Here is a 21,476-nt window from a genome sequence, read left to right on the forward strand (position 1 = left end):
GATGCCGCGGCCGGGGCGGCCCGGCCAGCGCCGGTCAATCGTCGGCTGCCGGGTCGAGATCCGGAAAAAGCACCTCCGTGAAACCGAACTTCGAAAAATCGGTGATCCGCATCGGATAGAGCTTGCCGATCAGATGATCGCACTCGTGCTGGACGACGCGCGCATGAAAGCCCTCGGCAACGCGATCGATCGGATTACCGTACTGATCGAAGCCGTGATAGCGGATCATCGAGAATCGCCCCACCACGCCGCGCATGCCAGGCACCGACAAGCACCCTTCCCACCCTTCCTCGGTATCGTGAGAAACCGGTGTAATCGTGGGATTGATCAGGACCGTCTCGGGCACCGGCGGCGCCTCCGGATAGCGCTCGTTGTGACCGAAGCCAAAGATCACCACTTGCAGGTCGACGCCGATCTGCGGTGCGGCGAGCCCCGCTCCATTGGCCGCGTGCATCGTTTCGAACATGTCGGCAATCAATGCATGCAACTCGGGGGTGTCGAAGTGATCGACCGGTTGGGCAATGCGCAAAAGACGCGGATCGCCCATCTTGAGAATTTCGCGAATCATGGTTTATGACCCTCCAGGAGCGTGCGCATACCGTCTTCGTCGAGTACCGGAATGCCGAGTTCCTCGGCTTTCGCGAGCTTGCTGCCCGCCTCGGCCCCGGCGACCACGTAGTCGGTCTTCTTCGAGACCGAACCGGAAACTTTGGCGCCGGCCGCCTCGAGCATCTCTTTCGCTGCTTCGCGCGAGTAGGTCGGCAACGTGCCCGTGAGCACGACCGTCTTGCCGGCGAGCACGCCTTGCGGCGCCCGTGGCGCCGGCGGCCCTTCCGGCCAGCTTACGCGGCCCGGCGCCCTCAGTTGCTCGATGACGGTGAGATTGTGCTCCTCGGCGAAGAACTGACGAATCGATTCGGCCACGACGGGCCCCACGTCGTTGACCTCGAGCAGTTCGTCCATCGTCGCATTCATCAGCGGATCGAGCGAGCCGAAATGTCGCGCGAGGTCTTTCGCCGTCGATTCGCCGACATGGCGAATGCCCAGCCCATAGACGAAGCGCGCAAGCGTCGTATGCTTGGCTTTCTCGAGCGAATCGAGCAGATTCTGCGCGGACTTCTCCGCAAAGCGGTCGAGTTCCGCGAGCGTCGCAAAGCCGAGGTTGAAAAGATCGGCCGGCGTGCGCACGAGATTCTGATCGACGAGTTGATCGATGATCTTTTCGCCGAGCCCGTCGATATCGAGCGCGCGCCTTTGCGCGAAGTGCCAGATGGCCTGCTTGCGCTGCGCGGGGCAGAAAAGGCCTCCGGTGCAGCGCGCCACTGCCTCGTCGGGCAGGCGCTCGATCCGCGAGCCGCATACGGGGCAGTGCGTCGGCATCACGAACTCGCGGGCATCGGCCGGGCGCCGTTCGAGCACAACCGAGACGAGTTCCGGGATCACGTCGCCGGCGCGGCGCACGATGACCGTGTCGCCGATGCGCACGTCCTTGCGCCGCACTTCGTCTTCGTTGTGCAGCGTTGCATTGGTAACGGTCACACCGCCGACGAATACCGGCTTCAGGCGCGCCACGGGCGTGATCGCCCCCGTGCGGCCCACGTTGACATAGACATCGAGCAACTCCGTCGTCGCCTCTTCGGCCGGAAACTTGTGTGCCAGGGCGAAGCGCGGCGCGCGTGAAACGAAGCCCAGTGCATCCTGCTCGTCGCGCCGGTTGACCTTGTAGACGACACCGTCGATGTCGTACGGCAGCGACTTGCGCTTTTCGCCGATGCGCCGGAAGAACTCGAGCAGCCCGCTCGCGCCATGCACGACCGCCTGCTCGGCGCACACCGGCAAGCCGAGCGTCTTGTACCAGTCGAGCAGCGCGCTGTGCGTCTCGGGCATCGGCATGCCGGCAAGCTCGCCGATGCCATAGGAGAAGAACGACAGCGGCCGTTGTGCCGTGATCTTCGAATCGAGCTGACGCAGGCTGCCCGCGGCCGCGTTGCGCGGATTGGCGAACTCGCGTTGCCCCGCGTCGCGCTGGCGCGCATTGAGCTTTTCGAAGTCGCGCCGGAACATCAGGACCTCGCCGCGGACCTCCACGACGCGCGGCGCATCTACACCACGGAGCGTCAGGGGAATCGAGCGGATCGTGCGCACGTTCCGGGTCACGTCTTCGCCCGTCGCGCCATCGCCCCGCGTGGCGGCCTGCACGAGCCGGCCATTCTCGTAGCGCAACGCAATTGCGAGCCCGTCGAACTTGAGCTCGCACGCGTACTCGATCGGCGCGTGGCCCAATGCTTCGGTGCAGCGCCTGTCGAATGCTTCGATGTCTTCGTCGGCAAAACCATTGTTCAACGACAGCATCGGCACGGCGTGGACCACGGGCGCAAAACCGCTTGCCGCCTCGCCGCCCACGCGCTGCGTGGGCGAATCCGGCGTGATCAGATCGGGATGCTCCCCCTCGATGGCCTGGAGCGCGACGAACAGGCGGTCGTACTCGGCATCGGGCAACTCGGGCTGGTCGAGCACGTAATACTGGTAGTTCGCGCGTTCGATCTGAGCGCGCAGCCAGGCCGCGCGCTCGGCGGGTTGGTCTGCGGGAGGTTCAGCGGTGTTTCGGGCCATGCTGTGGGCGTTTTTCTTCGCTTATCGGATAACCCGGCCATTATCGCAGCAAGCCCCGTCAAACGGGCACGGCCGATCGGATCACTGGCTGAAAAGCCGGCGCGTAGCCGGCGAGCCCGCCGGAATTCCAGCCTCCTCGAGCTTTGCGTAAAGCGTCATCAGTTGTTTTTCGATTGCCAGCAGGGCCGCTTCCGGTAGCGGCCGGCGCTGATCGTCCACCACGCGGCCGCCGATGCGCTCGGCAAGCGACTTCGCGTAGTCGCACATGAGCCTGAATGGGAGGATGTCTTCGTCGGCAACCGGCACATCGAGGATCAGCGTAATCATCTGACCGCCCTTGTAGGTCAGATCGTCGCGCAGGAAATTCGTATCGCCGAACTGCAGCATGAACACGGGGCTTTGCCTCGCGTCGAGCTTCACGAAACGCGTACCGTCGCGCGACAGCAGCAGGCCATCTTGCGAGGCCACCGCCTGCACGTAGTTCGCGGACCACGGCGCGCCATCCGAAAGCACGTTGATCGACAGTTGCGCGTCGCATTGCGCCGCGAAGCCGTCGAGCTCCCGCGCCATCGAAACCGTTTCGAGCATGTCCGGGAATTCGGGAGCGCCATCGATCGCGTCGGCAAACTGCTGCACGCCCGAGACGAATTCCGAGAACTCCAGCTCGTTGAGGGCGCCGCTGCGATTGGCCAGTTGCACCGCTGCGCGCAGTTCCTCGTAGCGCTGCCCCGTTTGCAGCAGCTCCCAGGACGCCGAGCCGTCCGGCTTGCCTTCGATGTAGACGGGCTTGCTGCCTGCCCGGCGCAGGCGCTGCGCGAACGGCAACGCCTTGTCGCCCGCCACCGGCCCGCCAAGCCGGATCGGCACGACACAGTCGATCCGCCGGTCGACGACGTGTGGCGGCGCCGCGGAGATGCTCGTCGCGGCCGGCGCAATCGGCTCTTGCGGCGCGGCACCCGGTTCATACCCCGCTTGCGGCTCGCCGGCCGGCGACTCGGGGAGCGTAGCCTCGGCCTGCACGTCGCCCGGCGTATCGAGCGGCGCCGCGCCTCCGAAGCTCGGTTCGACGCGCGTGTCCTCTTCCGCCCGCGACGCCTCGGCGAGCGCCGGCTCACGCCGGGCGTTCGCGCGCGCCGGCTCGATGAACGGCTGCTCCTCCTCGTGATCGTGGCGCGAAAGCGCATCGGCCGTCTCGGGCGGCATCGGCCTCGGCATCCTGCGACGCACCTTCGCGCTCTGCCATGCGTTGTAACCCACCACGCCCGCCACTACCACGGCGCCCGCGCCGATCAATCCGAGTGTCAACTCGTCCATGCATGCTCCATGAAGCCCGTTCTTCTGTCTGCGTATTGCGATTGCCGGCATGCCGGCGCGCCTCGCGCGCAACCGGCCCGCCTCCGCTCGCTCAAGCCGTATTCTGGGCGAAACCCGCAGCCGTTTCCATGTCGACCGCGACAATGCGCGACACGCCCTGCTCCTGCATCGTCACACCGATCAACTGCTGCGCCATTTCCATCGCGATCTTGTTGTGCGAAATGAAAAGGAATTGCGTTTTGTCGGACATTGCTCGTACGAGATTTGCGAAGCGTTCCGTGTTGGCATCGTCGAGCGGCGCGTCCACCTCGTCGAGCAGGCAGAACGGCGCCGGATTGAGCTGGAACATCGCGAACACGAGCGCCGTGGCCGTCAACGCCTTCTCGCCGCCCGACAGCAGGTGAATCGTCGAATTCTTCTTGCCGGGCGGCTGCGCCATGACCTGCACGCCGGCGTCGAGAATCTCGTCGCCCGTCATGATGAGCTTTGCCTGCCCGCCGCCGAAAAGGCGCGGGAACAGCTCGCCGAAATGCCGGTTGACTTCGTCGAACGTGCCTTGCAGCAGCGTGCGCGTTTCCTGATCGATCTTGCGGATCGCATCCTCGAGCGTCGTGATCGCCGCCGTGAGATCGGCCGATTGAGCATCGAGGAAGGTCTTGCGCTCCTTGGCGGCCGCGAGTTCGTCGAGCGCCGCCATATTGACGGGGCCGAGCGCGCTGATCGCATTGTTGATCCGCGTAACCTCGCCTTGCAGATACGAGGGTCGCATGTCGGGCGTCAGCTTTTCCTGCAGTTGCGCCTCGTCCACGCCGGCAGCGCTCAACTGCTCGTCGAATTGCTCCCCCGCGATGCGCGCCGCCTGCTCTTTCAACTGCAACTCGGTAATGCGGTCGCGCAGCGGCTGCAGCGAACGCTCGGCCGTGAGCCGCGCTTCATCCGACTGGCGCAGCTTCGCCGTCAAATCGTCGAGCTCGAGGCGCGCAGCGCCGAGGGCAGCCTCCTTCGCCGCGCGCACTTCGAGCGCGTCTTGCAGGCCCGTGTGCGCCGTCTGCTCGTTGATCGTCTCGAGTTCCGCCCGAGCGTCCTCGAGCGAGACCGCCACGCGCTCGCTCTGATCGTGCGCCACCTGGATGCTGCGCTTGAGCTCCTCGATGCGGTTCGCCATGTTGCGCGCCGCGAAGCGTGCGTCGGTTGCCGCGCGCTCGAGATCGCGCGCCTCGCCGCGGGCACGACCCAATTCCTCGTCGAGCGCCTCGAAGGCGAGCTGATTTTCCTCGAAACGGGCCTGCAGCTCGGCAAGCTCGCCGTCATGACGCTCGAAGTTGGCCTCCGACTCGGCTCGCTGCGCCTGCTGCTCCTCGATCTGGGCTCGAATTTCATCGAGCTCCTCGCGGATCTGCGTGCTGCGCTGCGTGTAGCGCTCGTGCGCCTGCGTGAGCTTGAGCACCTCGAGCTGCAGTGCGTGCACGCGCTGCGTGGCCCGCTCCGCCTGGGCACGGGCGTCGGCCAGCGCCTGGGAGCCTTGCGTATACGCGGCCTCCGCGCGAATCGCCGCCGTTTTGGCCTCGTCTGCCAAGAGGGCCTGCGCGCGCAGTTGCCGCGTGAGATTTTCGATTTCCTGCTGGCGCGCCAGCATGCCCGATTGCTCGGAATCGGCTGCATAGAGCTGCACGCCCACGCGCGTGACGACGTGTCCCGCCTTCACGACGAGCGCTGCCCCTTCCGTCAGTTGCGCCCGCAGCGCGAGCGCCTGCGCGAGATCGTCCGCCACGAAGACATCGTCGAGCCAGTCCGCGAGCACCGCGCGCAAACCGGCGTCGTCGATGCGCACTAGCGAGAGCAACGGCCGGAGGCCGGGCGGCGCCTCGCGCGGCGCCGATGCCTGCGGCGGCGCGTAAAACGCGAGCTTGGCCGGCGGCGCGTCGCTCGCGAAGGCCTTCACCCAATCCAGATTCGAGATCTCGAGCGCGGCAAGCCGTTCCCGCAAAAGCGATTCGAGCGCCGTCTCCCACCCGGCCTCGACGTGCAGCTTCTTCCAGAGCCGCGGCAGCGCGCCGAGTTCGTGCTTGTCGAGCCAGGGCTGGATCTTGCCCTCGGTCTGCACGTTCTCCTGCAACTGCTTGAGCGCGACGAGGCGCGCCTCGAGCTGGTGGATCTGCGCGCTTTCGGCCTGGACCCGCTCTTGCGCCGCGCGCCGGGCTTCGTCCAGCTGCGGCAGCGTTTCCTGCGCCTCGGCGAGACACGCCTGCGCCTCGCGCTGCACCTCCTCATGCTCGGCGAGCTGCATGCGCTGCTCTTCGAGATGCGCCTCGTCCGGCGCATCGAGCCCGCCCGCCTCGGCCCTGAGCCGCTCGTGGCGCTGCTGCAGCTGTTGGAGTTGCTGGTCGGCGTTGCGCTGATGCGCCGCCTCGAGCTTGAGCGCCTGCTCCGTCTGCGCGATGCCCGCGCGCTCGTCGTTGAGCCCCGACTGCGCATCGCGCCAGCGTGCTTCGAGCGCCGGCAGCGCATCGTGCTTCGCCGCCGCGTCGTCCTCGGCGAGCGCCGCCTTCTCTTCGGCGATGGCGAGCTGCGTCTCGGCGTCTTCCAGCTCGCCGCGCGCCTTCTCCGCCTGCATCTGCCACTGCTCGCGCTGCGCGGTAAGCGCCGCGATCTGGGACTGCACGCGGTTGCGCGATTCGATGATGAACTTGATCTCGGCCTCGAGCCGGCTCACCTCGGCGTTGGCTTCGTAAAGCGCGCCTTGCGCCCCTTGCATCGCATCGCTCGCGGCATAGTGCGCGACGCGCAACGTCTCGAGCCCGGCCTCGACCTCGCGCAAACGCGCCGTCTGCGCCTCGAGCTCGACCTGCGCGTCGGAGATCGCCTTTTGCTGGCGCGCCTGCTCGGCGGCCGCTTCGTTCTTGCGCAAAAGCCAGAGCAGGCGTTGCTTCTCTTCGCCGTCGGCCTGCAGCGACTTGAACTTCGTCGCGACCTCGGCCTGCGCCTCGAGCTTGTCGAGATTCGCGCCGAGCTCGCGCACGATGTCCTCGACGCGCGTGAGATTCTCGCGCGTGTCGTGCAGACGGTTCTCCGTCTCGCGCCGCCGCTCCTTGTACTTCGAGACGCCGGCGGCCTCTTCCAGGAACACGCGCAACTCTTCGGGCTTCGCCTCGATGATGCGCGCGATCATGCCCTGGCCGATGATGGCATAGGCGCGCGGGCCGAGCCCCGTGCCGAGGAAGATGTCCTGGATGTCGCGCCGGCGCGCCGGCAGGTTGTTGATGTAGTAGCTCGACGTACCGTCGCGCGTCAGCACGCGCTTGACGGCGATTTCGGCGTACTGCCCCCACTGTCCGGCCGCGCGGCCGTCGGCGTTGTCGAAGACGAGCTCGACGCTCGCGCGGCTGCCGGGCTTGCGGGCGGTCGAGCCGTTGAAGATGACGTCCTGCATCGACTCGCCGCGCAGCTCGGAGGCGCGCGACTCGCCCAGCACCCAGCGCACGGCGTCGATGATGTTCGACTTGCCGCAGCCGTTCGGCCCGACGACCCCGACCAATTGGCCGGGGACCTGGAAATGCGTGGGATCGACGAAGGACTTGAAGCCAGCGAGTTTGATCGAGGTCAGACGCACGGCGATATCGCTGTTTGAGTGGCAGTGTCGAACGAATCGCGGCGGCCTTGCGCGGCTGCCATGCCACGCAAGGCGGCACAGGCCTAGGCCGTCGCCACGAGACGGAGATCGTAAAACAGCGGGCCTCGTGCCGACCCGGAATGTCGAACCGGCTCGCGGCCCGCGAGCAAGTGGCAATCATACCATCGCGTCCGGCCGTCCCCCCATGCCGGTTGGCCCATGGCCGCCCCGACCGCTGCCCCGACCGCTCGGCGGCCCCGAAGAAGCGGGCTATAATGGCCAGCTTCGCGCGTTGCCTGTGCGTTGCCTGTTTGAACGCCGCGCGGCGTCATGTTTGCCGCCGGTTTGCGGCAGGTCCGCCACGCGTTCGCCGTACCGTACGTTTCGCGGCGCGCCGGGTCGCCTCAACCGCGCGACGCCGCGTCACTTCGTCCGCTTCCGACCCGAGCCTCCAGTGAATCCAAGACTCGATCGCCTTCAGTCCTATCCGTTCGAAAAACTGCGCGCGCTGCTCAAGGATGCCGCGCCGCCCGCCGCGCTCGCGCATATCAGTTTCGGTATCGGCGAGCCCAAGCATCCGACGCCCGAGCTGATCACCGATGCCGTCGTTGCCTCGCTCGGCGCGCTGTCGAGCTATCCGGCCACGGCAGGCTCGCCTGCGCTGCGCGAGGCCATCGCGGGCTGGGTGACGCGCCGCTATGCGCTGCCCGCGCTCGACCCCGCCCGGGACGTGCTGCCCGTCTCCGGCTCGCGCGAGGCGCTCTTCGCGCTCGCGCAGACGGTCGTGGACGGCACACGCCCCGGCGCCGTCGTACTGTGTCCCAACCCGTTCTACCAGATCTACGAAGGCGCGGCGCTGCTCGCCGGTGCCGAGCCGTATTTCGCCAACAGCGACCCGGCCCGCAATTTCGCCTGCGACTATGCCGCCGTGCCAGAAGACGTCTGGGCGCGCACGCAGCTGCTCTACGTCTGCTCGCCCGGTAATCCGACGGGCGCCGTGCTGAACCTCGACGATTGGCGCGAGCTTTTCGCGCTCGCGGACAAGCATGGCTTCGTGATCGCGTCGGACGAATGCTATTCGGAGATCTACTTCGACGAAGCCCACCCTCCGCTCGGCGGGCTGGAGGCCGCGCACCGGCTCGGCCGCGGGTTCGAGCGGCTCATCATGCTCTCGAGCCTGTCGAAGCGCTCGAACGTGCCGGGCATGCGCTCGGGCTTCGTCGCGGGCGACCCGGCCCTGCTCGAGCGCTTCCTGCTTTACCGCACCTATCATGGCGCGGCACTCTCCCCCGTGTACCAGGCCGCCAGCGTCGCAGCCTGGAACGACGAGGCGCACGTGCGCGAGAATCGCGCCAGATATGTTCAGAAGTTTTCGACGGTCACGCCCATGCTCGCCGAGGTGCTCGACGTACGTCTGCCCGACGCGGCCTTCTATCTTTGGGCCAACGTGGCGCACACGGGCTTGAGCGATACCGAGTTCGCCCGCCGCCTTCACGCCGACTATAATGTGACGGTTCTGCCCGGCTCCTATCTCGCGCGCGAAGCCCACGGCGCGAACCCCGGCCGCGGCTTCGTCCGTCTGGCGCTCGTCGCCGACATGAACGAATGCGTCGAGGGTGCGCGCCGCATCGTCGAGTTCTGCCGCTCGCTCGCCGCCTGAATCACCGGCGGGCGCCGCCGCCTGGCGAGCTCGTCGCATTCCCGATCCGTTTCCAAATCAGCGAAATCACCAACATGTCGCAACAACCTCAAAGCATCATCGACAACGCCTGGGAAAACCGTGCCGAGCTTTCGCCGAAGGCGGCGCCGGCCGAAGTGCGCGACGCCGTCGCCCACGCCCTCGAGGAACTGGACTGCGGCCGGCTGCGCGTGGCCGAGAAGAAAGACGGTCAGTGGGTCGTCAATCAATGGCTGAAAAAGGCCGTGCTGCTCTCGTTCCGCCTCGAAGACAATGTGCCGATGCCGGCCGGCGGGTATTCGCAGTTCTACGACAAGGTCCCGTCGAAATTCGCGAACTATACGGCGGAAGATTTCGCGGCCGGCGGCTTTCGCGTCGTGCCCCCCGCAATTGCGCGCCGCGGCTCGTTCATCGCGCGCAACGTCGTCCTGATGCCCTCGTATACGAACATCGGCGCCTATGTCGATGAAGGCACCATGGTCGATACGTGGGCGACCGTCGGCTCGTGCGCGCAGATCGGCAAGAACGTTCACCTTTCGGGCGGCGTCGGCATTGGCGGCGTGCTCGAGCCGCTGCAGGCCAACCCCGTCATCATCGAAGACAACTGCTTCATCGGCGCACGCTCGGAAGTCGTCGAAGGCGTGATCGTCGGCGAGAACTCGGTGATCTCGATGGGCGTCTATCTGGGTCAGAGCACGAAGATCTACGATCGCGAAACCGGGGAGATCAGCTACGGCTACGTGCCCCCGGGCTCCGTGGTCGTGGCCGGCAACCTCCCGTCGAAGGACGGCACGCACAGTCTTTACTGCGCCGTCATCGTCAAGAAGGTCGATGCGAAAACGCGCGCGAAAGTCGGCCTCAACGAGCTGCTGCGGGGCGATTGACGATGAGCGGGCCCAAGACCATCGTCTACGGCATTCCGAACTGCGACACCGTCAAGAAGGCGCGCACGTGGCTCGAGACGCACGGCGTGCCATTCGACTTTCACGACTTCAAGAAAGCCGGACTGCCCGCGTCGCTCGTGAAAGCGTGGCTTGCCGACATACCGCTGGAGGCGCTCGTCAACCGCCGCGGTACGACTTGGCGCGGCCTGCCCGACGAGGCGAAGGCCGCAGCCGAAACCGAGGCCGGCGCGATTGCGCTGATGGTCGAAAAACCGTCGGTGGTGAAGCGCCCCGTGCTCGTTGTCGACGGGCGCGTGAAGTCACTCGGGTTCTCGCCCGAGCAGTACGAGACGCTTTTCCGCTGAACGACGTTCGCCGGCGTGGCGCCGGCTGTGCCCGCCGCGCCCATCCCGTCATGCGCCGGTCTCGCGTTTCGAGGCCGGCATTTTTTATCGATAACGGATCGACCCCATGTCCGGTACTCTCGCCCTCGCCGAAGCGCTGATCGAGCGCGCCTCGGTCACGCCCGACGACCAGCACTGCCAGCGGTTGCTGATCGAGCGGCTCGAGGCCATCGGCTTCAACTGCGAAACCATCGAATCGCACGGCGTGACCAATCTCTGGGCCGTCAAGCGCGGCACCGACGCCGGCGGCAAGCTGCTCGCGTTCGCAGGACACACCGATGTCGTGCCTACCGGCCCGCTCGAGCAATGGAGCTCGCCGCCGTTCGTGCCGACGCATCGCGACGGCAAGCTCTATGGCCGCGGCGCCGCCGACATGAAAACGTCGATCGCGGGCTTCGTCGTGGCGGCGCAAGAGTTCGTCGCGGCCCATCCCGCGCATCGCGGCGCCATTGCGTTTCTGATCACGAGCGACGAGGAGGGTCCGGCCACGCACGGCACCGTCAAGGTCGTCGAAGCGCTCAAGGCGCGCGGGATCACGCTCGATTACTGCGTCGTCGGCGAACCCACGTCGGATGCGACGCTCGGCGACGTCGTGAAGAACGGCCGCCGCGGGTCGATGTCGGGCAAGCTCGTCGTGAAGGGACTGCAAGGCCACATCGCCTACCCGCACCTTGCGAAGAACCCGGTCCATCTGCTCGCGCCGGCGCTCGCGGAACTCGTCGCCGAGCACTGGGACGCCGGCAACGAGTACTTCCCGCCCACGACCTGGCAGGTCTCGAATTTCTCGAGCGGCACGGGCGCGACCAACGTCATTCCGGGCCGCGCGGAACTCATGTTCAACTTCCGCTTTTCGACCGCAAGCACCGTGGAAGGGCTGCAGCGGCGCGTGCATGCGATTCTCGACAAGCACGGCCTCGACTACGAGCTCGACTGGACCGTGAGCGGCCTGCCGTTTCTCACGCCGCGTGGCGAGCTCTCGGAGGCCCTCGAGCGCGCGATCAAGGACGAAACGGGTGTGACGACGCAACTCTCGACCACGGGGGGCACCTCCGATGGCCGCTTCATCGCGCGCATCTGCAAGCAGGTGGTCGAGTTCGGCCCGCCCAACGGCAGCATTCACAAGATCGATGAGCATATCGAACTCGCCTTCGTCGATCCGCTCAAGAATATTTACCGGCGCGTGCTCGAAGCACTGATCGCCTGACCGAGCGCACACCACGGATCCGCCTTACCATGACGACGCCTTTTTCCACCGTACGCGACCTGCTGCGCCATGCCGTATCGCGCTTCAATGCCGCCGGGCTCGCATTCGGCCACGGCTGCGCGAACGCGTATGACGAGGCCGCCTATCTGATCCTCCATACGTTGCATCTGCCGCTCGACACGCTCGACCCGTTTCTCGACGCGCGCCTTTTGCCCGAGGAGATCGAGACCGTGATGCAGGTCATCGCGCGCCGGACCGACGAGCGCGTGCCCGCCGCATATATCACGCGCGAGGCGTGGATGCACGGCCGGCGCTTTTACGTCGACGAGCGCACGATCGTGCCGCGCTCGTTCATCGGCGAGCTACTCGAAGACGGCCTGCAACCCTATGTGGACGATCCGGACGAAGTCGCCGCCGTGCTCGAACTCTGCACCGGCTCGGGCTGTTTGGCGGTGCTGGCCGCGCATGCGTTTCCGAACGCCGACGTGGATGCCGTCGACATCTCGGCCGAAGCGCTGGACGTCGCCCGCATCAATGTGGCCGACTACGGGCTCGACGATCGCGTCGCGCTCTTCGAAGGCGATCTCTTCGCTCCGCTCGCCGAACGTCGCTACGACGTCATCCTGACCAACCCGCCCTACGTCAACAGCGCGTCGATGGCGCACCTGCCGGCCGAATACCGCCACGAGCCCGCGCTCGCACTGGCGGGCGGCGCGGACGGCATGGACGTCGTACGCCGCATCGTGACGGAGGCGCGCCGGTGGCTTACGGACGACGGCGTGCTCGTCGTCGAGATCGGCAACGAACGACACAACGTCGAAGCGGCGTTCGGCGGGCTCGACCTCGTCTGGCTCTCTACGAGCGCCGGCGAGGAGAGCGTCTTCCTGATCCAGGCAAGCGATCTGCCCTCTGCCTGAGCGGCTCGCCGATGCCGTGTCCGTCGTCTAACTCGTCGAACTCGTCGAACTCGTCTCACGATCGGGCAAGCGTCGCCCCGCTGGCGCCCGCCCTGTGGCTATGGCTCGCGGCAGCGGCAGCTGCCGTCGGTTACGGCGTCGGCCTGCCGAGTGCTCCCTATCCAGGCCAGGCCGCGGCGAAAGTGCTCATGTGCGTGCTGCTGATGCTCTCGGCCCTGCGGCACGTGCCCGTGGCCGAACGCGTCCGCCTGTGTGTCGCGCTCGCCGCATCGGGTACCGGCGACGTCCTGCTCGCGCTCCCGCGGTATTCGTTCTCGTTCGTCGGCGGGCTCGGCTCGTTTCTCGTCGCCCACCTGGCCTATTGCACGCTTTTCGCTCCATTGGCCGTGCGGCCGGCAGGCTGGCGTCTCGCCGCCGCCGCCGCGCTCTGGACCGCGGCGGCCGCCATCTACATGGTTTTCCTGCCGCATCTCGGCCCGCTCGCCGTGCCCGTCGCCGTCTACATGTGCGCGCTCTGCCTCATGGCGAGCCTCGCCGTATTCGCGCGCGGGTTGCATCCGCTTGCCGCAATGGGCGGTTTCAGCTTCGTCATATCCGACGCGATGATCGGCGTCGACCGTTTTCTCGAAGCATTTGCCGCCAGTACCTATGGGATATGGGCGACTTACGCCTTCGCACAACTCGCCCTCGCGGCAGCGATCGTCCTGCTGCCGCGCCGCGGTCTGTCCGCCGGCTGAACGCTACGGCCGACGCGCCGTTCGGGCGCGACCTTCGGTAAGATGCGCGAAAGCGCCGCGAGCCGCGCCTCGTGGACCGAACCGGCAGTCTCACGCACCCATGCACTTCGAATTCAACTGGCTCTCGCTCGGCAGTCTCATCTTCGCGGCGCACACGCTCGGCGTCATCGCCGCATGCCATGCGATCCTCAACACGCGCACGTCTCAAGGCGCAATCGCGTGGGCCGTCTCGCTCGTCGCGATGCCTTACCTGACACTCGTCCCCTATCTCTTTCTGGGTCGCAGCAAGTTCTCGGGCTACGTCGATGCACGCCGCCTCGAAAGCGAACTGATCCGCTCGCGCGCACACCCGAGCACCTGGGATACGCGCGCCTCGACGTCGGGCCGCCCCGCCGAAGCGCTCGGCCACCATGTCGTGCGCGCCCTCACCCATCTGAGCGGCATGCCGTTTCTGCCCGGCAACCAGGCCCGCACGCTCGTGAACGGCGACGCCACCTTCGCCGCCATCCTCGACGCGATCGAGCAGGCACGAGACTATGTTCTCGTGCAGTTCTTCATCGTCCGCGCCGACGCACTCGGCGAAATGCTGAAGGACCTGCTGATATCGAAAGCCGCCGCAGGCGTGCGCGTGTGCTTTCTCTACGACAGCATCGGTTCGTTCGATTTGCCACAGCGCTACGTGACGGCGCTCGCGGAGGGCGGCGTGGAAATTCATCCGTTCGCCACGAACCGGCGCTTCGTCAATCGCTTTCAGCTCAACTTCCGTAATCACCGCAAGATCGTCGTGGTCGACGGCGAGCGCGCGTTCGTCGGCGGACACAATGTCGGCGTCGAATATCTGGGCGGCAATCCGCGCCTGTCCCCCTGGCGCGACACGCATATCGAACTGCGCGGCCCGGTGGTTGCGAGCGTACAGTTTGTCTTCATCGAAGACTGGCATTGGGCCACGCAGCAACTGCCGCGGCTCGAGCGCAGTGCCACGCCAGAGCCGCAACCGGCCGGTAGTCATGATATGCACTGCCTGGTGGTGGCACCCGGGCCCGCCGACAAGTTCGAAACCGGGTCGCTCTTTTTCGTCGAGGCGATCAACGCGGCACAGCAGCGCGTCTGGATCACCACACCGTATCTCGTCCCCGACGAGGCGGTGTTCTCGGCGCTGCGTCTCGCCGTGATGCGCGGCGTGGACGTGCGCATCATGATCCCGAGCCGGCGCGATCATTACGTGGTCTTTGAAGCGTCGAAGCTCTATGCCTACGATCTCGTGCGCGCCGGCGTCCGCATCTTCCGGTATCGCCCCGGCTTCCTGCATCAGAAAGTCGTGCTGATCGACGACGTGGCGGCCGCTGTGGGCAGCGCCAATCTCGACAACCGTTCGTTCCGGCTCAATTTCGAGATCATGGTGCTGACCGTCGATCAGGCGTTCGCTGCCGAGGTGCAGGCCATGCTCGCGCGCGATTTAGAACTCGCGTACGAGGTGGACAGGTCCGAATACCGGGATGCGCCGGCATGGAGGCGGGTAGCCATGCATATAGCTCGTCTTTTTTCTCCGATCCTTTGAACCGTAGCCGCTCAGTCGATGCTGGATCGAGGTATGCCGCCGTGGAAGTACGCTTGCGGCGCCGGCAAGAGAACAGCTTACTCGCTATCACTCTCGGAAGAGCTGGCGTATTTCCATCTGAATTGGCTCGATTCCGACTGGCGGCACTTCTCGCGCATAACGTCCCCGGTCTCTGGATGGACCCAACCATTAAAAGATTGGCCGCTGGCACCGCGGACGTCTATTGTCAATCCGTCCGGAAGGCTCGTGCCTTTGATGTAGCTGCTACAAAAACCACAGCTCAACTTGCTTACGCCCAAAGGCACCGGGTTGCCGCCGAATGTAATGGGCCGATAAGCTCCTTGATTAGCGCGCAGGAAATTGGCTACCGCCGCTTCAGCGTGAATCGTTCCGGACGTTGGTAATTTAGCCTGAGAAGATGCCTCGTGCAACGCGTCGTCGCTATCTACTATCAACCGAAGGATTTTCCGGAACTCATCGCCCACCCCGTCTTCTCGGCCATAGGTTTTCTTCAGTTTATGCAGATTTCTCACATTGCGCGCATACATAAATTTTCTCGCGTCGCCACCCTTATCTTCTATGTTTAATTTTCTCAGAACGTCATCCTGAAGCGATTCCCCTCGGATATAGCGCTTAATATGACCCCATCGTTCGTTTACCTTCCTAGAAATAAATTTCGTATTCATCTCCGCCATCGCCTTCGTGTAAGGATCGATGACCAATCCCTTATTATAATCAAAGACCAGATTTATCTTATTGCTCCCCACTTCAACGATGGGCGCCACTGCTACCGCAGTCGGATTTTTTGTTGTATCAAAATTATAGTAATTCAATAATGCCGCAATTGAGTCCATTCGGCGCAAAGGGAGCGGCCGGTCACGCGTATCTCTACTTCCCGAGGGAAAATTCTCCTGGCTTTGCTTAGACGGTTCTGGCCGCAGCGTTTGCTTTGGCTCATACCCGGGCATAGTTTCGCCTACCTGGCATACATTGAGCAAGACCAAAGATATCGTTTGCCATTGAGAGATTTTCCTTTGAGGGCGATAGAAAACTTCGAGGCCATCGCTTCATAATGCCAAATTACACTATACATTACATAATCGGCTTACAGCCCATAATTTTTACCAGGTGCCGGTCCCCAATCAACCTGCCCTCGAACGGAGCAGTGCGACCTGCATGTTTTCCAATCACAATATCTTTTGCAGGTCCGCCTCGATCGCCTCCGGCTTCGTCGCAGGCGCGTACCGCTTGATGACATTGCCCGTGCGGTCGATCAGGAACTTCGTGAAGTTCCACTTGATCCACTCGGTGCCGAGCAAGCCGGGGGCCTCGCCGGTCAGGAATCGGAAGAGCGGATGCGCACTCGGCCCCTTGACGTCGATCTTCTCGAACATCGGAAACGTCACGCCAAAGTTCTTTTCGCAAAACGCGGAAATCCGCGCCGCGTCGCCGGGCTCCTGCTTGCCGAACTGATTGCACGGAAAGCCCAGCACGACGAATCCGCGTGCCGAATACCGATCGTAAAGCTGCTGCAAGCCGGCATATTGCGGTGTGAACCCGCACTCGCTCGCCGTGTTGACGATCAGCAGCACCTTATCCCGATAGGAATCGAGGCTCACTGTCTCGCCGCCGAGCGTCCGTGCGGAAAAGCCGTAAAGAGCGCTCATCGCTCTCTCCTCTCGCGAAAATGTGGAGTCTATGCGAAAACCGCACACCTCAGTAGCCGCCAGCCATGGCAAGCGCCCGTCCGCTGGCCGCGGCGTCTAAAATAGCGTTTTTCGAGCATCGAACCTTCTCGTGATCCGCTTCAACCAATTCAGTCTCGCGCGCGGCGTCAAGCCGCTCTTCGAGGGCGCCTCGTTCGCGCTCAACCCTGGCGAAAAGGCCGGTCTCGTCGGCGCCAACGGCGCCGGCAAATCGACGCTTTTCGCCGTGCTGCGGGGCGAACTGCACCCGGACGCCGGCGATGTCGCGCTGCCGCCGTCGTGGCGCATCGCACACGTTGCACAGGAAACACCCGCGGAAACGAAGTCCGCACTCGAATACACGCTCGACGGCGATGCCGCGCTGCGCGAGATCGAGACGCAGATGCGCACGGCCGAAGCGGCCCACGACGGCGAGGCGCTAGGCCACGCGCACGCAGCATTCGCCGATGCCGACGGCTACACGGCGCCCGCGCGTGCCGAAGCGCTGCTGCTTGGGCTCGGCTTCACTCTCGCCCAAACGCGCGAGCCGGTATCGAGCTTCTCGGGCGGCTGGCGCATGCGGCTGAATCTCGCCCAGGCGCTGATGTGCCGGTCGGATCTGCTTCTGCTCGACGAACCGACGAACCACCTCGACCTCGATGCGATCGTCTGGCTCGAAGACTGGCTGCATCGCTATGCCGGCACGCTCATCGTCATCTCGCACGATCGGGAATTCCTCGACTCGGTGTGCAACGTCACGCTGCACCTCGAGAATCGACAGATCAAGCGCTACGGCGGCAACTATTCGCAATTCGAGATCCTGCGGGCACAGCAGCTCGCCCTGCAGCAAAGCGCCTACGAGAAACAGCAAAAGACGGTCGCCCACCTGCAAAGCTTCATCGACCGCTTCAAGGCGAAGGCCACCAAGGCCCGACAGGCCCAAAGCCGGATGAAGGCGCTCGAAAAGATGGAGCTTATCGCGCCAGCGCACGTCAGTTCCCCTTTCACGTTCGAATTCCGCACGCCCGATGCGGCACCGAACCCAATGCTCGTCATGGAGAACGTGCGCTGCGGTTATCGCGGCCAGGACGGCGCCCCCGACGTTCCGATTCTCAAGAACGTTTCGCTCTCGATCCAGAACGGTCAGCGCATCGGCCTGCTCGGCGCGAACGGCCAGGGCAAATCGACACTCGTCAAAACGCTCGCGGGCACACTGGCGCCGCTTGCCGGCACGATGCGTCAGGGACGCGGGCTCGCGATCGGCTATTTCGCCCAGCACCAGCTCGAAACGCTGCGCCCGGAAGATTCGCCGCTCGCCCATCTCGCTCGCATCGCCCCGCAAACGCGCGAGCAGGAGCTGCGCGATTTCCTCGGCAGCTTCAATTTCTCGGGCGATATGGCAAGCGCGCCCGTGGCCCCGTTCTCGGGCGGGGAAAAAGCACGGCTCGCGCTGGCGCTGATCATCTGGCAAAAGCCCAACCTGCTGCTGCTCGACGAGCCGACGAACCACCTCGACCTCGAAACGCGCCATGCGCTGACGATGGCGCTCGCGCAGTTCGAGGGCACGCTGATCCTCGTGTCGCACGACCGGCATTTATTGCGGGCGAGCACGGATCAGTTCATGCTCGTGGCGAACCACCGCTTGCAGCCGTTCGACGGCGATCTCGACGACTACCGCGACTGGCTGCTCGAGCATGCGGCCGAAGCGCGGGCAGCAGCCCGCGCCGCAGGGGAAGCCGCTGGAGCGGCTCTGCCCGGCGCCAGCGAGGCGGCCGGCAATCGCAAGGATCAACGGCGCCAGGAGGCCCAGGCACGGCAAAAGCTCTCGCAGTTGAAAAAGCCGCTGCAAACGCGCATAGCACGCATCGAAAAGGAGATCGAAGCGCTGAATGCCGAAAAAGCCTCGCTCGACGCGCTGGTGGGCGATCCCGCCAGCTACGAGCCGGCGATGAAGGCCCGGCTCACCGAGGCGTTGCGGCAACAGGCCGATATTCAGAGCCGCCTCGAGGCGCTGGAGGCGCAGTGGCTCGAGGCTCAGGAAGAGCTCGAGCAGATCGGATGACACAGGCTGGCGTCCCGGCAGGCTCATACCGGTTCAACTCGCGCCGGGTCGGTCGAACGAGCGGACGGGCGAAGATACGCGTAATGGGGCAACGGGCAGGCAGCCGGAAATCCTGCGGAGGCGCGGCGGGAGCGACGGCTCATCGCCCGGCGCAAGGCAAGACACCGTGCGGCCGCGCCGAAGGTGCCGCCCGCCGATGGCACGTTTGGGATGCCCCCGCGTTTTCCAGATTTTCTAGAAGGAGGTATGGGTGACGACGGATGCTCCGCTGCAGGGACTGCGAGTACTCGACCTCACGCGTCTGCTGCCGGGCCCGGTTGCGACGCTGCGCCTTGCCGAGTTGGGCGCGGACGTGCTCAAGATCGAAGAGCCCGGCGCCGGCGATGGCGCGCGCGCCATGATGCAGACGCCGGCGGACAAGGCCGCGGGCAAGCCCAGCGCGTTTTATCGCCTCGTCAATCGCGGTAAGCGCGAGACGCGGCTCGACCTGAAGACGGAAACCGGCTCGACGGTCCTGCGCGCGCTCGTGCGGGAGTCGCACGTGCTCGTCGAGAGCTTTCGCCCGGGCGTAATGGCTCGGCTCGGGCTCGACTATGCGCGCCTCGCGGTCATCAACCCGAAGCTCGTCTACTGCGCGATCACGGGTTATGGTGTCCAAGGGCCCTACGCGCAGCGGCCCGGCCACGATATCAACTATCTCGCCTACGCAGGCGTGCTCGATCAGATCCGTGCGGCCGACGGCACGCCGGTCGTTCCGAACATCCAGATCGCCGATCTGCTCGGTGGCGCCGCAAGCGCCGTCACCCGCATTCTCGCCGCGCTCTGGCAAGTCTCGCGCGGCGGGCCCGGCACGTTCATCGACGTTTCGATGACGCATGCCGTTCGCGAATACGACTTCGTGGCTCGCGCCATGCACGCCGGTGAGCCGGCGTCGGGTGCCATGGCCCGCGGGCGCGACGCCACCGCCACGCCGCAACCGCCCGGCCATGGCCTGCTTCAGGGCGGCGCGCCCTGCTACAACGTGTACCGCACCGCCGACGATCGCTGGCTCGCCGTGGGCGCGCTCGAACTGAAGTTCTGGGAACGGCTGTGTCGGGCGTTGGGCCGGGAGGACTGGACGAGCCGGCACTGGACACTCGGGCAGGCGATCGGCGGCCCCGACGCCTCGGCACTGAAAGCCGAGCTGGCGGCCCGGTTCGCGGGCGCGCCGCTCGCCACCTGGCTCGAACTGCTCGAGCCGCTCGACTGCTGCGTCTCGCCGATCCTCACACCCGAGGAGGCACGAACGCACCTGCTTTTCCGGGCGCCGGAAGGCGACGAGCAGATGGACTGACCACTTCGTCCCTGGCCGCCCGAAGCGCCGCGCAACCGGTTCCTACTCGAGCTCCCGCACGCGTGAAATCGCCTCCTCGATCCGCTCTACGGCGAGCACGCGCAAGCCGTCGATCGCCTGCTTCGGCGCGTTCGCCTTCGGAATCAGCGCGGCCGTGAAGCCGAGCTTCGCCGCCTCCTTGAGCCGCTCCTGGCCGCGCGGCGAAGGCCTGATCTCGCCGGCCAGGCCGACCTCGCCGAACACGATGAGCCCCTTCGGCAACGGCTTGTTGCGCATGGAGGAATGGATCGCCAACAGCACGGCGAGATCGGCCGCGGGCTCCGCGATCTTCACGCCGCCAACGGCATTGAGAAAGACGTCCTGATCGAAGCAGGCAATGCCCGCATGCCGATGCAACACGGCGAGCAGCATCGCAAGCCGGTTCTGCTCGAGGCCTACCGCAAGCCGGCGTGGATTCGGAACGTGCGCCGTATCCACGAGCGCCTGGATCTCGACGAGCAGCGGCCGCGAACCCTCCTGCGTCACGAGAACGCACGAGCCCGGCACGATCTGCTCGTGCTGCGACAGAAAAAGCGCCGAAGGATTGGCGACGCCGCGCAGCCCGCGTTCGGTCATCGCGAAGACGCCAAGCTCGTTGACGGCGCCGAAGCGGTTCTTGAACGCCCTCACGAGGCGAAACGACGAATGCGTGTCCCCTTCGAAATAAAGGACCGTATCGACGATGTGCTCCAGCACGCGCGGCCCCGCCAGGCTGCCCTCTTTCGTCACGTGGCCGACCATGACGATCGTCGTGCCCGATTGCTTCGCGATGCGGGTGAGTTGCGCCGCGCACTCGCGCACCTGCGCGACCGAGCCCGGCGCAGAGCTCAACGCGTCCGAATAGATCGTCTGGATGGAGTCGACCACGGCGACGTCGGGCCGCTCGGTCTCGATCGCCGCCTGGATCTTCTCGAGCTGGATCTCGGCGAGCAGCTTGAGCTCCGCCGCGCTCGCGCCACCCGGCTCGAGCAGCGCGAGACGTTGCGCACGCAAGCCGATCTGCGCGGCCGACTCCTCGCCGCTGATATAAAGCGCGCGACGCGTGGCCGCGAGCGCGGCGAGCGATTGCAGCAGCAGCGTCGATTTGCCGATGCCGGGGTCGCCACCGATCAGCACCACGCCGCCCGCCACGAAGCCGCCGCCGAGCACGCGGTCGAATTCGCCGATGCCGGTTGAGTAGCGCGGTACGTCAGCCGCCTCGATATCGGCAAGCCGCTGGACCGGCGCGCTTTTCGCAAGCGACTGGAACCGATGCGTGCCGCCCGTGGCGGCCGCCGTTTCCACCAGCGTATTCCATGCCCCGCAGGCCGGGCATTGTCCCTGCCATTTCGGCGTCTGGCCGCCGCATTCGGTACAGGTGTAAACCGTCTTCTGTTTTGCCACGCGCTCAAGCCCCCGGCCGTCGTTCGTTGCACCCGCCATTGCGGGGCGATACGGG

The 21,476-nt window shown here is 65.4% G+C and carries 16 protein-coding genes; 9 read left to right on the plus strand and 7 right to left on the minus strand.

What is annotated here, in order from left to right; all coding sequences use genetic code 11:
* Window positions 1–34: 34 nt before the first annotated feature.
* The 4 genes from def to smc form a co-directional block, all read right to left on the minus strand.
* Entirely contained in the window at window positions 35–568 is a 534-nt protein-coding gene (gene def, locus U0034_RS01785; protein WP_085226075.1) for a peptide deformylase, read from the minus strand.
* Window positions 565–2,613: an NAD-dependent DNA ligase LigA gene (gene ligA, locus U0034_RS01790; RefSeq protein WP_085226073.1), complete on the minus strand. Its 2,049-nt coding sequence runs from the start codon at window positions 2,611–2,613 to the stop codon at window positions 565–567. Before ligA ends, def begins: the two co-directional genes overlap by 4 nt.
* Window positions 2,614–2,694: 81 nt before the next feature.
* Window positions 2,695–3,927, minus strand: coding sequence for a cell division protein ZipA C-terminal FtsZ-binding domain-containing protein (locus tag U0034_RS01795; protein ID WP_085226071.1), 1,233 nt, complete (start codon window positions 3,925–3,927; stop codon window positions 2,695–2,697).
* Between the two features lie 91 nt (window positions 3,928–4,018).
* Window positions 4,019–7,537: a chromosome segregation protein SMC gene (smc, locus tag U0034_RS01800; RefSeq protein WP_085226069.1), complete on the minus strand. Its 3,519-nt coding sequence runs from the start codon at window positions 7,535–7,537 to the stop codon at window positions 4,019–4,021.
* 454 nt (window positions 7,538–7,991) lie between these two features.
* On the opposite strand from smc, the gene dapC reads away from it, so the two are divergent.
* The 7 genes from dapC to cls all read left to right on the plus strand — a co-directional run bounded on the left by dapC (window position 7,992) and on the right by cls (window position 14,919).
* Window positions 7,992–9,197 carry a succinyldiaminopimelate transaminase gene (dapC, locus tag U0034_RS01805; RefSeq protein ID WP_085226067.1) on the plus strand — a complete coding sequence of 402 codons (1,206 nt, stop codon included), beginning with the start codon at window positions 7,992–7,994 and terminating at the stop codon, window positions 9,195–9,197.
* A 74-nt stretch (window positions 9,198–9,271) separates the two neighbouring features.
* Window positions 9,272–10,099: a 2,3,4,5-tetrahydropyridine-2,6-dicarboxylate N-succinyltransferase gene (gene dapD, locus U0034_RS01810; protein WP_085226471.1), complete on the plus strand. Its 828-nt coding sequence runs from the start codon at window positions 9,272–9,274 to the stop codon at window positions 10,097–10,099.
* Between the two features lie 2 nt (window positions 10,100–10,101).
* Window positions 10,102–10,464, plus strand: a complete 363-nt coding sequence (locus U0034_RS01815; RefSeq protein ID WP_085226064.1) for an ArsC family reductase — start codon at window positions 10,102–10,104, stop codon at window positions 10,462–10,464.
* Window positions 10,465–10,570: 106 nt separating this feature from the next.
* The gene (gene dapE / locus U0034_RS01820) at window positions 10,571–11,707 is read left to right on the plus strand and encodes a succinyl-diaminopimelate desuccinylase (protein WP_085226062.1); all 1,137 of its coding nucleotides are present in this window, start codon (window positions 10,571–10,573) and stop codon (window positions 11,705–11,707) included.
* Window positions 11,708–11,736: 29 nt separating this feature from the next.
* Window positions 11,737–12,624, plus strand: coding sequence for a 50S ribosomal protein L3 N(5)-glutamine methyltransferase (gene prmB, locus U0034_RS01825; protein ID WP_085226060.1), 888 nt, complete (start codon window positions 11,737–11,739; stop codon window positions 12,622–12,624).
* Between the two features lie 11 nt (window positions 12,625–12,635).
* On the plus strand, window positions 12,636–13,361 hold the full coding sequence (locus tag U0034_RS01830) for a lysoplasmalogenase (RefSeq protein WP_085226058.1): 726 nt from the start codon (window positions 12,636–12,638) through the stop codon (window positions 13,359–13,361).
* 100 nt (window positions 13,362–13,461) lie between these two features.
* Window positions 13,462–14,919 (plus strand): cardiolipin synthase, encoded by a 1,458-nt coding sequence (cls, locus tag U0034_RS01835; RefSeq protein ID WP_085226056.1) that lies wholly within the window; start codon window positions 13,462–13,464, stop codon window positions 14,917–14,919.
* A 77-nt stretch (window positions 14,920–14,996) separates the two neighbouring features.
* On the opposite strand, the gene U0034_RS01840 is transcribed toward cls, so the two are convergent.
* Together U0034_RS01840 and U0034_RS01845 are read right to left on the minus strand one after the other, a co-directional pair.
* Window positions 14,997–15,773, minus strand: coding sequence for a hypothetical protein (locus U0034_RS01840; protein ID WP_158243523.1), 777 nt, complete (start codon window positions 15,771–15,773; stop codon window positions 14,997–14,999).
* Between the two features lie 333 nt (window positions 15,774–16,106).
* Window positions 16,107–16,586 (minus strand): glutathione peroxidase, encoded by a 480-nt coding sequence (locus U0034_RS01845; RefSeq protein ID WP_085226051.1) that lies wholly within the window; start codon window positions 16,584–16,586, stop codon window positions 16,107–16,109.
* A 130-nt stretch (window positions 16,587–16,716) separates the two neighbouring features.
* Between U0034_RS01845 and U0034_RS01850 the strand changes: the two genes are divergently transcribed.
* Window positions 16,717–18,666 (plus strand): ATP-binding cassette domain-containing protein, encoded by a 1,950-nt coding sequence (locus tag U0034_RS01850; RefSeq protein WP_085226049.1) that lies wholly within the window; start codon window positions 16,717–16,719, stop codon window positions 18,664–18,666.
* Between the two features lie 250 nt (window positions 18,667–18,916).
* The gene (locus U0034_RS01855; protein WP_233211923.1) at window positions 18,917–19,999 is read left to right on the plus strand and encodes a CaiB/BaiF CoA transferase family protein; all 1,083 of its coding nucleotides are present in this window, start codon (window positions 18,917–18,919) and stop codon (window positions 19,997–19,999) included.
* Between the two features lie 42 nt (window positions 20,000–20,041).
* On the opposite strand, the gene radA is transcribed toward U0034_RS01855, so the two are convergent.
* Entirely contained in the window at window positions 20,042–21,421 is a 1,380-nt protein-coding gene (gene radA / locus U0034_RS01860; RefSeq protein WP_085226467.1) for a DNA repair protein RadA, read from the minus strand.
* Between the last annotated feature and the right edge of the window lie 55 nt (window positions 21,422–21,476).

The organism is Trinickia caryophylli, from assembly GCF_034424545.1.
Taxonomy (GTDB): Bacteria; Pseudomonadota; Gammaproteobacteria; order Burkholderiales; family Burkholderiaceae; genus Trinickia; species Trinickia caryophylli.

Coding starts and splice junctions, on each gene's coding strand:
- def (WP_085226075.1), bottom strand. CDS start 568: ATGATTCGCGAAATTCTCAAGATGGGCGATCCGCGTCTTTTGCGCATT.
- ligA (WP_085226073.1), bottom strand. CDS start 2,613: ATGGCCCGAAACACCGCTGAACCTCCCGCAGACCAACCCGCCGAGCGC.
- U0034_RS01795 (WP_085226071.1), bottom strand. CDS start 3,927: ATGGACGAGTTGACACTCGGATTGATCGGCGCGGGCGCCGTGGTAGTG.
- dapD (WP_085226471.1), top strand. CDS start 9,272: ATGTCGCAACAACCTCAAAGCATCATCGACAACGCCTGGGAAAACCGT.
- U0034_RS01815 (WP_085226064.1), top strand. CDS start 10,102: ATGAGCGGGCCCAAGACCATCGTCTACGGCATTCCGAACTGCGACACC.
- dapE (WP_085226062.1), top strand. CDS start 10,571: ATGTCCGGTACTCTCGCCCTCGCCGAAGCGCTGATCGAGCGCGCCTCG.
- prmB (WP_085226060.1), top strand. CDS start 11,737: ATGACGACGCCTTTTTCCACCGTACGCGACCTGCTGCGCCATGCCGTA.
- U0034_RS01830 (WP_085226058.1), top strand. CDS start 12,636: ATGCCGTGTCCGTCGTCTAACTCGTCGAACTCGTCGAACTCGTCTCAC.
- cls (WP_085226056.1), top strand. CDS start 13,462: ATGCACTTCGAATTCAACTGGCTCTCGCTCGGCAGTCTCATCTTCGCG.
- U0034_RS01840 (WP_158243523.1), bottom strand. CDS start 15,773: ATGGACTCAATTGCGGCATTATTGAATTACTATAATTTTGATACAACA.
- U0034_RS01845 (WP_085226051.1), bottom strand. CDS start 16,586: ATGAGCGCTCTTTACGGCTTTTCCGCACGGACGCTCGGCGGCGAGACA.